This window comes from Cardiobacteriaceae bacterium TAE3-ERU3, assembly GCA_019218315.1.
In the GTDB taxonomy this organism is placed as follows: Bacteria; Pseudomonadota; Gammaproteobacteria; order Cardiobacteriales; family Cardiobacteriaceae; genus JAHUUI01.
The window spans coordinates 632,877-645,613 of sequence record JAHUUI010000001.1 but is presented as its reverse complement, the minus strand read 5'-3'; the positions used below and the strand labels follow the sequence as shown (position 1 = coordinate 645,613).

The window sequence follows — 12,737 nt, the reverse complement described above, 5'->3', positions numbered from 1 at the left end:
CCAATACCATAATCAGGATGCTGTCACTTCAAAATCAAATCAAAATATTAGAATACCATATAGTCGCTGTGATAATCACCACGCAGGGTGCTCTGTAATCGCTTATGGACGTTGGGAATTAGGCAAAGCCAGTTTATACTGATCCGCATAAATTTTTATGGGCAAACCCTATACTCACCGCAGCTATGCCAATTTTCTACCGCTATATCACGCGTGAAACGCTGGGCATTTTCTCAGCAACATGCCTGATTCTGCTTGCCATCATCATCAGCTTCCGCCTGACCAATCTATTGGGCAGCGCGGCAACGGGCGATCTATCCCTGTCTGCGGTATGGCAGTTAATCGGCTTGCAATCAGTGCGTTTTTTGATCGTTCTAATGCCGGTCTCGCTGATTCTTGCCTTTGCCATGAGCATGGGGCGTCTCTACAGCGAACAAGAAATGCCCGCAGCACTTGCATGCGGCATCAGTCAGCAGCAAATCTGTAAAGCAAACCTTCTACTCAGTATTCCGGTTGCTGCGATTATCGCTGCCAGCAATCTATTTCTTCTTCCTGAAGTATATGAGCGCCAGGATACATTGCGCAGCCAGGCTGAGCAGGAAGCAGCCATGATTCTGTTTCGGGCCAATGAATTTCGCCGACTAGATGATGGAACAGTCGTTTTTACCGGCGATGCAAGTGGCGACCAACTATCGCAGTTTTTTGTCTATCGCAGCCAAAATGATGAACAAAGTATTATCGTTGCACCTCAAGGCCATTTCAGCAGCAATGATCAAGGAAAATACCTCGAGCTTGATGATGGTATGCGCACCAGTTGGCGCTCATCTTTTCAACCACAGCACAGTCAGCTCAGCTACTTCGCCCACGGCGTTTTGCGCCTACCGGACAATCGGGCCACAGCCAGTGATCGGTTACGTAATTTACCCTTAAGCCTTCTGCCGAACAATGCCGAGGGTAACGCCGAACTGCAAAATCGCATAAATCCGGCTTTAGCTCTGGTTCTGTTTTCCGCACTATTGCCCTTTTTAGCGCGCACCCGGCCACGTAGCAGTCGCTACCAAAAATTGATTCCGATTTTCGTCCTGTTCGCCATCTACTTGAACGTTTTAGGCATGACCACCACAGCGATCAGAAACGAATCTCTTGCGCCATGGCCAGGCAGCCTATGGGTTCATATTCCAATTATCCTGCTATTACTGATCATTTGGCGGCCGCAATCATGGAGGCGCAAAGCATGACCCGTTTTGACCGCTACTTGATACGCACATTATTCATGACGACCCTGATCTCCGTGACTTTCTTGTTGATCATTGATTTTCTCCTGCAAAGTGCTGATCAAGCGAGTGACATAGGACAAAACAACTACACCGTAGCAATCATGGTAGTGAGCCAAATTTATCAGTTACCAGAAAAACTGCTGCTTTTTGCACCCGCAGCCACGCTAATCGGCGCGATTATGGGGCTCGGCCAACTTGCCAGCCAAAATGAAATAGCCATCGTACTCGCTAGCGGCGTTTCCCGCTTGCGCCTAGTCCGTGGCGGCCTAATATTGGCAACCATTATTGGCCTTTGCCTGTTACTACTTGGTGAGTCCACTGCGCCACGCCTCGCGGCAAAAGGGGAATTACTGCGCAGTCAGGCACTTGGGCAATCAGCAACCTTAACAGCCCAAGAAGGCATGTGGCTCAATGACCATGGCACGATGACACGCATCGGCAACGTCAACCCTGACGGCAGCATCAGCGACTTACTACGCATCACCCCAGAAAAAAATCAGACCACCATTCAGCAAGCAAACAAAGCCACTTATGAAAATGGGCGTTGGCTTTTAACAGACAGTCGCTCTTTAACTATAGATAAGGACAATGCATCGCCTAAGCCAGGTGCCACAGAATGGTCGAATAATATCGCGCCGCAAGATATCTCCTATCTATTCCAGCAAAATAGCCACCCCGGGCTCATTGAGCGCTATCGACAAATTCAATTTCTCAAGAACAACGGCCTCAATTATCAAGAGCACAGCCTCGCCTTTTGGCAAAAACTCTTTTTACCACTGACCATCCTCACCATGGTTCTGCTCGCACTGCCTCTTGCATTTAGTCGTGGACGCAGTGCACATCAAGGCACAAGACTGGTCATCGGTATTTTGCTCGGTGTTGCTTTTTATATATGTCAGGGCATCCTGACAAACTTCGCACTTATTCTCGGTTGGCCTCCCTTCCTTGGCGCATTGTTACCAATCATCATTTTTGCCATTCCGGCACTGATCGTGCTCAAAGGATAGAACTATCCCTTTGAAAAAAATCAAATTTAGCATTATTTTTTTATAAATTTTTCAAAATAACCCATTCAGCCTTGCTTATATAGAACAAAATTGGTTCTCATAACATTCTGTGCTTACAGGAAAAATCCAAAAAACTGATTTAGAAAAATACTTTGAGAACTCCTTATCTGGATGTTAATATTAATGCCCCAAGGTGCGGTCACAGCACTAAATCATCATAAGTAAGAGGCATTAATTATGACAGCGGATACGACGTATAATTACCGCATCGTCAAACAGTTTACCTGGGCGGCGATCATCTTTGGCGTCATCGGCATGCTGGTCGGCGTAATCATCGCCGCGCAGCTTTATTGGCCGGATATGACAGAAGGCATTCCATGGCTTGCATACGGTCGCATACGCCCACTGCACACCAGTGCGGTAATCTTCGCCTTTGGCGGTAATGCGTTGTTTGCGACTTCTTATTACGTCGTACAGCGTTGCTGTGGGGTACGCCTGATTTCAGACAAACTCGCAGCCTTCACCTTCTACGGCTACAACGCCGTTATCCTCGGTGCAGTACTCACCTACCCGTTTGGCTTCACTCAAGGCAAAGAATACGCTGAGCTGATTTGGCCTTTGGATTTACTCCTGACCGTGGTTTGGGTGGCTTACGCGATCGTCTTCTTTTTCACCATCGGCAAGCGTAAAGAAAAGCATATTTACGTTGGCCTGTGGTTCTTTGGCGCATACATCATCGCCGTTGCCCTGCTGCACATCTTCAACAACCTGGAAATCCCGGTCGCCAACTATCAGGCGGAAAGTACCGGCGCATTCTTTGCCTCAATCGACTGGCTGCACTCTTACCCGGTCGTCTCTGGTGCAACTGGTGCGATGACCCAGTGGTGGTACGGTCACAACGCGGTAGGCTTCTTCCTCACTGCGGCCTTCCTCGGCATGATGTACTACTTCGTACCTAAGCAGGCTGAGCGCCCAATCTACTCTTATCGCCTGTCGATCATGCACTTCTGGGCACTGATCTCAATCTACATGTGGGCTGGCCCGCACCACTTGCACTACACTGCACTGCCAAACTGGACTCAGTCTCTTGGTATGGCATTCTCGGTTGTCCTTTGGGTTCCATCATGGGGTGGTATGGTTAACGGTATGATGACACTCTCCGGTGCATGGCATAAGCTGATCACTGACCCAATCATCCGCTTCATGTTCGTCGCGCTGTCGTTCTACGGTATGTCGACCTTTGAAGGCCCAATGATGGCAATCAAAGACGTCAACGCCCTGTCGCACTACACTGAATGGACTGTTGGCCACGTACACTCTGGTGCGCTCGGCTGGGTAGCTATGATCACCATGGGCTCAATCTACCACATGCTGCCACGCCTCTACGGCAAAACCGAAATGTACAGCCGCAACCTGATCTTCGTACACTTCTGGCTCGCAACCATCGGTATCATTCTCTACGTTACCTCAATGTGGGTTGCCGGTATCATGGAAGGCTTGATGTGGCGTGAAACCTTCGAAGACGGCACTTTGGTTTACACCTTCGTGCAGATCCTCGAGCGTAAGTACATCTTCTACTTCGTGCGCTTCCTTGGCGGTGCATTCTTCCTCAGTGGCATGGTTCTAATGGCATATAACTGCCTGCGTACCGTCCTCAGCAGCCGGTCTAAAGAGACTGCGCCTGTTGCCGGACAAACTGCTCAAACTGCTTGATCACTGTAGAGGAACATCATCATGAAATTACTCAGTCACGCATACGTTGAAAAAAGCGTCGTCCTGCTCGGTATCCTCACTTTCCTTGCCGTCATTTGGGGCGGCATGGTGCAGATCCTGCCGTTGCCGTTCGACAAATCACTCACGACGTCCGAATACGTCAAACCTTATGATCCATTGCGTCTTGCCGGGTTTAACGTCTTCATCAGCGAGGGCTGCTACGGCTGCCACTCGCAGATGATCCGCCCATTCCGCTGGGAAACAGAGCGCTACGGCCACTACTCAGTCGCGGAAGAGTCAATCTATGACCGTCCGTTCCAGTGGGGCTCAAAGCGTACCGGTCCTGACCTCGCACGCGTTGGCGGCAAGTACTCAGATGACTGGCACTACCTGCACCTACTGAACCCGCGCAACGTTGTACCGCAATCAAATATGCCAGCTTATCCATGGCTTGCTGAGCGCGAAATTGACGTCGAACGCACCGTTAAGAGCATGCGTACCAAAATGGCGCTTGGCGAACCTTACACGGAAGAAGACATCGCAGCAGCTCCTGCAGCCATTGAAGGTAAGACCGAGATGGAAGCATTAATTGCTTACCTGCAAGGCCTTGGCGTTGCCTTCCAGCAGAACCGCTAAGCCATGAACTGGCAAAGCATCACTACGGCGGTCCTGTTCACAGCATTTATCCTGATGGGTATATTGCTGTACTGGCCACGCCGTGGTGACAAACCCTATAAAGATGCCGAAAAACTGGCGCTAAAAGATGATGATGAAATCATCACGCCACGGCAAGACAAAAAATCATGAGAGGTAAACAATGACGACGATTGCATGGATTATCGGCATCATCACGGTCGGACACCTGATTGCCTACGCGGTATTCGTCCTATGGACAACCAACATCCGCCCCGACGACAACACACCCCCGGGTGAAATCATCAACCACACTTGGGATGGTGATCTGCGAGAAATCAATAACCCTTCACCACGTTGGATACTGGTTCTCTTTTACGGCATGATCGGCGTGGCTGTGGTGTATTTGATCCTGTTCCCGGGCGTTTGGCGTGGCGTACTCGGCTGGACACAGGTCGGCCAATACGAAGAGCAAAGCCTAAAAGCTGACATGCAGGAAGCTGAATACTTTGCTTTCTACGACACCAAAGGCGTCGAAGAACTGGCTGAAAACCCGCAAGCCGTTGCTTCTGGTCGCCGTATTTTCTTGCAGAACTGCGCTGTTTGTCACGGCTCTGATGCAGCAGGCACCCCGGGCAGCTACCCGAACCTGACTGACAACGATTGGCTGTGGGGCGGTGAAGCGGACAAGATCGTCCAAACCATCACCAACGGCCGTATTGGCAACATGCCGGCAAACGGGGCACTTGCAGATCCTTCAGAAGAAAACCTGCTTGCGGTGGCTAACTATGTGCATGAGCTTGGCGGACGTGACTACGACAAAGCACTCGCTGAGAAAGGCAAAGCACTTTATAACCAAAGCTGTATCGCCTGCCACGGCGCAGACGGCACCGGTAACCAGCTCCTCGGCGCACCGAATCTGACCGATGATATTTGGCTCTATAGTCAAGACGGCACTATCGACGACATCATCAGCCAGATAGTACATCCGAAAAACCACGTCATGCCTGCATGGAGTGAAAACCTTGGCCCACAAAAAATCAAGGTTGTTGCGGCTTATATCTACTCACTCAGCCACGACCCGGCAAGCGCATCTAACAACTAAACCAACCGGCGCGGCATTAAGCCGCGCCAGTTTCTTTTACGGCTGGCACGGCCGCTTTATACATAATGACTATATCAGTGCCACTCATCCATTTTCATCATGAAACTTAAATACCATGGCAAACGTTTCCGCACCGGCTTACGACAAACACGTCAAAATCCGTCCGCGACCAGTTAAAGGCCGCTTTCAAAATCTGCGCAAAATAGCAGTTCTCGCCCTACTCGGTATCTTTCATATTTTGCCTTTCATCCAGTGGGATGGCCGTCAAGCAATCTGGTTTGACCTCGCACACCGCCGCTTCTACATCTTCAGCCTCAACATCTGGCCACAAGACTTCATCCTGCTTACCTTCATTCTGCTCGGCCTTGCGCTTGTCCTGTTCTTCTTCACCTCTTTGCTCGGGCGCGTCTGGTGTGGCTATGCCTGCCCGCAAACTGTCTATACCGAAGTTTTCCTGTGGATTGAGCAAAAGATCGAAGGTAACCGCTCCGAGCAGCTCAAGCTGACCCGCTCACCATGGAATGCTAAAAAAATCAGCAAGCGCTTCGGTAAATACAGCGCCTGGATGCTGGTGTGCATCTTCACCGGCATTGGCTTCGTTGGCTATTTCTACCCTATCCGCCAACTGATCCCGGACTTTTTCACCGCAAACCTCGGCATCATCACTTATTTCTGGGTACTGTTTTACGGTGGCTTCTGCTACCTTCAAGCGGGTATCGTGCGTGAGAAATTCTGTAAATTCATGTGCCCGTATGCGCGCTTTCAGGGTGCAATGTTTGATCAGGACACCCTGATCATCGCCTACGACGAAAACCGCGGTGAACCACGTCGCCGCCTGAAAAGAAAAGACCGCGATAACCCTGAAAATCTCGGCTTCTGCGTCGATTGCACCATGTGCGTACAAGTGTGCCCGACCGGTATCGACATCCGTGATGGTCTGCAACTTGAGTGTATCGCTTGTGCCGCCTGTATCGATGCTTGCGACAACATGATGGATCAAATCAACGCTCCACGCGGCCTGATCCGCTACACTTCGACCAAGGCACTGGCCGGCAAGCCGACCCGCTTCCTGCGCCCAAAAACTTTCGCTTATGGATTTGTATTATCGATTGCCTTCGTCCTGTTTGTGGTTGCACTGATTAACAAAAGTAACGTCGACATCAGCGTCTTGCGTGACCGTAACGTCCTCTCGCGTGCCATTTCCGGCGATCGCATTCAGAATATTTATACCGTCCAAATCATGAACAAAACTGAGCGTGTCCGCGATTACACCTTAAGTATTGATGGTATAACTGGCGCAGAGATTGACGGCAAAACCACCTTCACGATTGCCCCCGCACAGGTGTATGATGAGACAGTTCGCGTCAACGTACCATCGCATGACTTGACCGTGCCAAGCCAACCCATTCGTTTCATCGTCACGCCAAGCGATGACCAGAGTGACAGCGCTGAAACCGAAAGTAAATTTTTAAGGCCATTGCATTGAGTAACGAATCAACGCCACACATCCCGTGGTATAAAAACTATATTCTTATCCTGATTATCGTCGTGCCATTTCTCACTGTATGTGGCAGTGCAGTGACGATTTACCTCGCCTTATCGAGCAAGGAATCAGCAGTAATGGAAAGCTATCAAAAGCAAGGCTTGGCGCCGGGTAAACACAGCATCTATGCCAACGATATCGCTATCAGCGCCACGCTCGATCCGGCACAAGTCGCGATTGTGCTCGACACCGACCCGCCGATCAGCGAGCCGCTAACCTTCGTACTTGAGCACGCCACGCGTGCTGATGCCGACCAAAGCCATACCCTCAAAGCTTTTGCGCCCAATACCTACCCTCTGACTGATACCCTTATCAATACCTTGGTTGGGCAAAAATGGTACGTGCGCCTACGGCCAGCCGAAAATCCAACTTGGGAACTACAGGGCATCAGTGATGTCCGCCACCAAAAGAACGCCAAGGCCATACCGCTAACCCTGCATGAGTGACGCCACCACCTGCTACCACTGCCGCTTGCCTATCCCTACCGGCATCGACGTCCACGCAGACCTCAACGGCGCAGAACGCCACTTCTGCTGCCACGCCTGCCTCGGTGTTGCCAGCCTCATTCATCAGCAAGACCTTGGCGCATATTACCAAGCACGCGACAACGCCGCCCCACGTCCCGACAACATCACTGACGAGCAGCACTGGCGCGCCTACGGCCTACCCGCCGTCGCCGAACAATACGTCTATACCGATGAAAGCGGCAGCCACGAGCTACACCTCTATATCGACGGCATCCACTGTGCCGCCTGTAGCTGGCTAATCCGCAGCGCCCTTGAGCGCGCCGAACTGGTCGACGACGTACGCGTCAACACCACCAACGGCCGCGCCGAAATCCGCTGGCACGACAGCCAACTCAGCGATATCCTCATCACCATCGCCCGCCTTGGCTACACCCCCAATCTCTTTACCCCATCACAAGACGAATCGCACCAGCACCGCATCCGCAACCAAAGCCTATTGCGCCTCATCGTCGCCGGCCTCGGCATGATGCAAGTCATGATGTTCGCCACCGGCCTCTACAGCGGCGACTTCCTCGGTATCGAACGCGAATACAGCGAACTGCTGCGCTGGGTCAGCATGGCACTCACCACGCCCGTCATGTTCTACAGCGGCTGGCCATTCCTCGCTGGTGCATGGCAAGGGCTGCGCGTACGCCGCATCAACATGGATCTACCCATCGCCATCGCTACCCTCGGCGCATACCTCGCCAGCGTTTACCACACCCTTATCGGCAGCGGCGAAGTCTATTTTGACTCCGTCACTATGTTCATCTTTTTCCTCTCGATCAGCCGCTTCCTCGAATTTCTCGCCCGCCGCCGCGCCCGCCTCAACGACATCCGCTTTGCCAAATTGCTACCCGATGCCGTCAGCCGCCGCGAAGCCGACGGCAGCCACACCCTCATTCCACTCACCACCGTCCAGCACGGCGACACCATCACCGTCCACGCCGGACACACCATCCCCGTTGATGGCACCATCGCCAGCGGCAGCACGCGTATTGACGAAGCCATGCTCAGCGGTGAAAGCACCCCGCTCACGCGCAGCATCGGCGATCCCGTCCTCGCCGGCAGCACCAACCTGCAAAGCCCGATCGACATCCACGTCGAACAAACCGGCCAACAAACCACCCTCGCCGCCATCCGCCGCCTTATCGACCGCGCCGCGCAACACCGCTCGCCCATCATCGACCGCAACGAACGCATCGCACGCCACACCATCGCCCTCGTCCTCGTTCTTGCCGCTGCGGGCTACCTCGTGTGGCAATTCATCGCCCCCGAACGCGCCTTCGACATCGCCCTCGCCGTCCTCGTCGCCACCTGCCCTTGTGCCCTGTCGCTCGCCACCCCCACCGCACTGACCAGCGCACTCAACCACGCCAACCGCCTCGGCATCCTGATCAAAGACAGCAACACCATCGACCGCCTCGGCGACATAAACAACATCCTGTTCGACAAAACCGGCACCCTCACCGGTGGGCAACTCACCCTCACCCACGAACACATTAGCCACCCCAACCCAGCCCGCATCTGGCAAATCGCCAAAGCCCTCGAACAAAACAGCAGCCACCCCATCGCGTGGTACTTTATCCGTCAGCCCATCGAAGCAGCTAACGCAACCAACATCGAACAACACGAAAGCATGGGCATCAGCGGCAACATCGACGGCGAAACGTGGTACATCGGCAGCGCCACACTCATGCAGCAGCACGGTCACCAACCGCTCTCTGACCCGACGCACGACCAACCGTGCATAGATGTATATCTCGCCAATGCCGACGGCATACAGGCACACTTCACCTTTGCCGACCCGCTACGCCCCGACCTCGCACGCACCCTCGCACAACTGCGCCGCTACCAACTGCACATCGCCAGCGGCGACCGCAGCGACAACGTACGCAGTATTGCCAATGCCCTACACATCAACGATGCACATGGCGACCTCACCCCCGCCGCCAAACTCGACTACCTCAACAGCCTGCAAGGCTCGACGCTAATGATTGGTGACGGCATCAACGATGCGCCCGTCCTCGCTGCCGCCGACGTATCCGTCGCGGTTGGCAAAGCCAACCCGCTATCGCAAACCCACGCCGACATCGTATTTTTACACCACGGCCCCGAAGCATTGCCCTTTCTGTTCGACCTCGCGGCGAACAGCAAACGCCTGATCAAGCAAAACCTCGTGTGGTCAGCCGTCTATAACCTCACCGTACTGCCACTCGCCATCTTCGGCCTGCTCACCCCGTGGATTGCCGCGCTCGGCATGTCTGCCAGCTCGCTGCTCGTCGTCCTCAACGCCCTGCGCGTGCACCGCACCCCGCCACCACCCACCGCACACAACCCAACGGACAGCTAAACATGACCATCCTCTACCTGCTCATTCCCCTATCGATCATGATGGTCGTCATCGCCATCATTGCCTTCCGCTGGGCGATCAAAAACCGACAATTCGACGACCTCGACGCACCCAGCATGATTCCCTTGCTTGATGACAGCGACGCCGAACGCGAGCGCCAACGCAGAAATAGCGAACAAGAAAAACAGTCATAAGTACGCGGTATCCATTTGCTCACCACAGACCTATCTACACTACTGCTCAGCGCTTTTGCTACCGGACTCGCAGGGAGCGCCCACTGCATGGGCATGTGTGGCGGCATCGGCGCCAGCCTTGGTTTAAACGCCAGCCACAAGCGCTTTATCCCCGCTTATCACGGCGGCCGTTTGTTGAGTTACACGCTGCTCGGCATCGTACTCGGTATCGTCTTGCCGCTGCTCGGTATTCACGCGCAAATGCCGCGCTGGAGTGCTGCTTTACGCTGGTTCAGCGCCATCATTATTATTCTCACCGGCATTTTTATGCTGCTGCCCGCCACACCATTACGCCGCCTCGAACGCTATGGCTACACACTGTGGCAACCGATTGCCAGGCTCACCCGCGCCTTTATCCCTGTGCGCAGCCACAGTGACGGTTTTATTCTTGGTCTTTTGTGGGGACTATTGCCTTGCGGCCTTATTTATTCCGCACTCGGGCTTGCCATCAGTAGTGCCAATCCACTCACCGCTGCCCTGATTATGCTCTGCTTCGGTATCGGCACATTGCCGTCCATGCTCTCGGTCACTTTCTTCTCAGCCGCAATCATCAAACCCCTCACCTCGGATGCCGGTAAAATTACCCTCGCCCTGACCATCATCGCCCTCGGCTGCTGGTCAGCATGGCAAGCCCTGCACATGCATTAAAAGACCATGACACCAGCATTATGCAGCCGCTGTGTCCAGCCGCGCTGTTCCCATTCTTGGAAGAAGCGAATGAGGGTTGCAGCGCGGTGGTTGCCGATGCCTGAATAGCTTTGCCAATCATGTACAGTTAGGACTGCAAGATCGCTGATGCTGTCAGGTAGTCCGGCTTGCTGCCAGTATTGCCATTCGTCGCGATTGGCGGGTAGACCAAGCGCGATTAGCCAATCTGTTTGCGAGCGAGCTTTGGCAACGGTAAATTGCGAGGCCCATTTGCCCGCACGCTTTCTGCCGAAGCCGTCAAATTGCTGTATGTCAGCGGCTGTCCAGTCCAGCCAGTCGAGGATATGGTGAATTGCACCTTGATGCGCCAAGTCTTGCCAGCGAGCAGTGCCGATGCCGTGCAAATCCAGTCCGTCTTTGCCGGATAGCCACACCAGTCGCGCGGTGAATTGGTCGGCACAATCCGGGCTGTAGTTGAGGCACGTCCAAGCGTTATATTGCTTGCTATCGGGTACGTCCACATCTACACGTTGCGGTGCACGCCACACAACATCTTTAAGATAAGGGATAACGCTGCCATTCAAAGCAATATTGACTTGATCATTAGGGCGCACATCCTGACGCTGCCAATTCGCCACGCTGCCCATACTGACGCGGCTGATTTTGCGACCATTGATGGTAACCGGATGCAGATGCAGTAGTGGCGTTATTTCGCCACGTCTGCCAACCGTAAAATCGACCCAATCCACCGCAGTTACTGCACTACGCGGGGTGAATTTCCACGCGATGGCATCGTGGCGCTCACCGTTGTAACGGAAATTGCTTTCCTGCTGAATATCGCTTTTAAGGACAATACCATCAGCAGCAAATGGCAATTCAGCCGCAGCCCAACGCTTACGCAACTGCGCAATTTCTGCGCGGCTGTTAACGGTAATGCTCCAATCTGCAACATCAAATCCGGCTGCTGTTAGTGCCGCCAAGCGCGCCTGCATGGTCGTAGCACCTTGCGGATAGTCCCATGGAAAGAAGCCGATATGATTAAGATCATCACTGTCCGGGGCTTCACTTTGTAATGCTGCCATCACCGCCGAGCGTTGTGCACGATCACCATCGTTATAGGTAAACGGTGCACGCCAATACAGTTCACCTTGCAATACGGTTTCCGCATCACTTGGCCATGTTTGTGGCACATTAGGCATCTCTTGTACGGCCTGCGTCCAATCCTGCCCTTGTATCCCATCGCCTCGACTGATCGCGGCGGCGAGTTTGCCGTTGCGATAAATCAGCGTCGCCGCAATACCATCTACTTTTGGCTGAGCATATACCTGCCCTTGTTGGCGGGAAAACCACTGCCCGACACTATCGGCATCACCTTTGGGCAAGCGACGGTGTGGGTAAGGATGAGTGAGTAATGGGCGGTGATCCGGGAGCGGTAAAGCATCAGCCTGCACCAACTCTCCGGCACAAATTTGCCAGCGCTGCCACTGCGCTTTGAGTGCGTCGTAACTGGCATCATCGACTGATGAAGCGCCGGTCAAGCGGTAGGTTTGATTCCACTCTGCAAGCTGACGACCGAGGGCAATACGGGTTGCGTCATCCGCGCACTCTGCACTAACGGCCCAACTGCTAAAGAGAGACAAACACAATAAATACAAGCGCATCATTTCTTTATCCTCGCAGACGTTCACAATCACCTTAGCAGAAAATAAGTAAGGCATG

12 protein-coding genes are annotated in these 12,737 nt (G+C 53.3%); 11 read left to right on the top strand and 1 reads right to left on the bottom strand.

All coding sequences use genetic code 11. The features are described 5' to 3' along the window. Positions 1-185: 185 nt before the first annotated feature. The 11 genes from lptF to KRX19_02855 all read left to right on the top strand — a co-directional run bounded on the left by lptF (position 186) and on the right by KRX19_02855 (position 11,018). Complete coding sequence (gene lptF, locus KRX19_02905; GenBank protein ID MBV7433964.1) at positions 186-1,238, top strand: LPS export ABC transporter permease LptF; 1,053 nt, start codon at positions 186-188, stop codon at positions 1,236-1,238. Further along, positions 1,235-2,284: an LPS export ABC transporter permease LptG gene (gene lptG / locus KRX19_02900; GenBank protein MBV7433963.1), complete on the top strand. Its 1,050-nt coding sequence runs from the start codon at positions 1,235-1,237 to the stop codon at positions 2,282-2,284. Before lptF ends, lptG begins: the two co-directional genes overlap by 4 nt. Before the next feature lie 237 nt (positions 2,285-2,521). Further along, a complete protein-coding gene (gene ccoN / locus KRX19_02895; protein MBV7433962.1) occupies positions 2,522-3,997 on the top strand; it encodes a cytochrome-c oxidase, cbb3-type subunit I in 1,476 nt (491 codons plus the stop codon). A gap of 21 nt (positions 3,998-4,018) precedes the next feature. Then, positions 4,019-4,633 carry a cytochrome-c oxidase, cbb3-type subunit II gene (gene ccoO, locus KRX19_02890; protein ID MBV7433961.1) on the top strand — a complete coding sequence of 205 codons (615 nt, stop codon included), beginning with the start codon at positions 4,019-4,021 and terminating at the stop codon, positions 4,631-4,633. A 3-nt stretch (positions 4,634-4,636) separates the two neighbouring features. Further along, positions 4,637-4,804: a CcoQ/FixQ family Cbb3-type cytochrome c oxidase assembly chaperone gene (locus KRX19_02885; GenBank protein MBV7433960.1), complete on the top strand. Its 168-nt coding sequence runs from the start codon at positions 4,637-4,639 to the stop codon at positions 4,802-4,804. Between the two features lie 10 nt (positions 4,805-4,814). Next, positions 4,815-5,735: a cytochrome-c oxidase, cbb3-type subunit III gene (gene ccoP, locus KRX19_02880; protein ID MBV7433959.1), complete on the top strand. Its 921-nt coding sequence runs from the start codon at positions 4,815-4,817 to the stop codon at positions 5,733-5,735. 115 nt (positions 5,736-5,850) lie between these two features. After that, the gene (gene ccoG, locus KRX19_02875; GenBank protein MBV7433958.1) at positions 5,851-7,221 is read left to right on the top strand and encodes a cytochrome c oxidase accessory protein CcoG; all 1,371 of its coding nucleotides are present in this window, start codon (positions 5,851-5,853) and stop codon (positions 7,219-7,221) included. Next, on the top strand, positions 7,218-7,724 hold the full coding sequence (locus KRX19_02870) for a FixH family protein (GenBank protein MBV7433957.1): 507 nt from the start codon (positions 7,218-7,220) through the stop codon (positions 7,722-7,724). Before ccoG ends, KRX19_02870 begins: the two co-directional genes overlap by 4 nt. After that, positions 7,717-10,137, top strand: a complete 2,421-nt coding sequence (locus KRX19_02865) for a heavy metal translocating P-type ATPase (GenBank protein MBV7433956.1) — start codon at positions 7,717-7,719, stop codon at positions 10,135-10,137. The genes KRX19_02870 and KRX19_02865 overlap by 8 nt, the downstream gene beginning before the upstream one ends. 2 nt (positions 10,138-10,139) lie before the next feature. Beyond that, on the top strand, positions 10,140-10,331 hold the full coding sequence (gene ccoS, locus KRX19_02860; GenBank protein MBV7433955.1) for a cbb3-type cytochrome oxidase assembly protein CcoS: 192 nt from the start codon (positions 10,140-10,142) through the stop codon (positions 10,329-10,331). An 87-nt stretch (positions 10,332-10,418) separates the two neighbouring features. Continuing rightward, positions 10,419-11,018, top strand: a complete 600-nt coding sequence (locus tag KRX19_02855; protein ID MBV7433954.1) for a sulfite exporter TauE/SafE family protein — start codon at positions 10,419-10,421, stop codon at positions 11,016-11,018. On the opposite strand, the gene ligB is transcribed toward KRX19_02855, so the two are convergent. Beyond that, positions 11,015-12,736: an NAD-dependent DNA ligase LigB gene (ligB, locus tag KRX19_02850; GenBank protein MBV7433953.1), complete on the bottom strand. Its 1,722-nt coding sequence runs from the start codon at positions 12,734-12,736 to the stop codon at positions 11,015-11,017. The two genes, KRX19_02855 and ligB, sit on opposite strands and share 4 nt — an antisense overlap. Between the last annotated feature and the right edge of the window lies 1 nt (position 12,737).

What these genes read in the sequence shown, in the direction of transcription:
- KRX19_02885 (MBV7433960.1), top strand. Translation starts at nt 4,637, where the DNA reads ATGAACTGGCAAAGCATCACTACGGCGGTCCTGTTCACAGCATTTATC.
- KRX19_02865 (MBV7433956.1), top strand. Translation starts at nt 7,717, where the DNA reads ATGAGTGACGCCACCACCTGCTACCACTGCCGCTTGCCTATCCCTACC.
- ccoS (MBV7433955.1), top strand. Translation starts at nt 10,140, where the DNA reads ATGACCATCCTCTACCTGCTCATTCCCCTATCGATCATGATGGTCGTC.
- ccoO (MBV7433961.1), top strand. Translation starts at nt 4,019, where the DNA reads ATGAAATTACTCAGTCACGCATACGTTGAAAAAAGCGTCGTCCTGCTC.
- lptF (MBV7433964.1), top strand. Translation starts at nt 186, where the DNA reads ATGCCAATTTTCTACCGCTATATCACGCGTGAAACGCTGGGCATTTTC.
- ccoN (MBV7433962.1), top strand. Translation starts at nt 2,522, where the DNA reads ATGACAGCGGATACGACGTATAATTACCGCATCGTCAAACAGTTTACC.
- KRX19_02855 (MBV7433954.1), top strand. Translation starts at nt 10,419, where the DNA reads ATGGGCATGTGTGGCGGCATCGGCGCCAGCCTTGGTTTAAACGCCAGC.
- ccoP (MBV7433959.1), top strand. Translation starts at nt 4,815, where the DNA reads ATGACGACGATTGCATGGATTATCGGCATCATCACGGTCGGACACCTG.
- lptG (MBV7433963.1), top strand. Translation starts at nt 1,235, where the DNA reads ATGACCCGTTTTGACCGCTACTTGATACGCACATTATTCATGACGACC.
- ccoG (MBV7433958.1), top strand. Translation starts at nt 5,851, where the DNA reads ATGGCAAACGTTTCCGCACCGGCTTACGACAAACACGTCAAAATCCGT.
- ligB (MBV7433953.1), bottom strand. Translation starts at nt 12,736, where the DNA reads ATGCCTTACTTATTTTCTGCTAAGGTGATTGTGAACGTCTGCGAGGAT.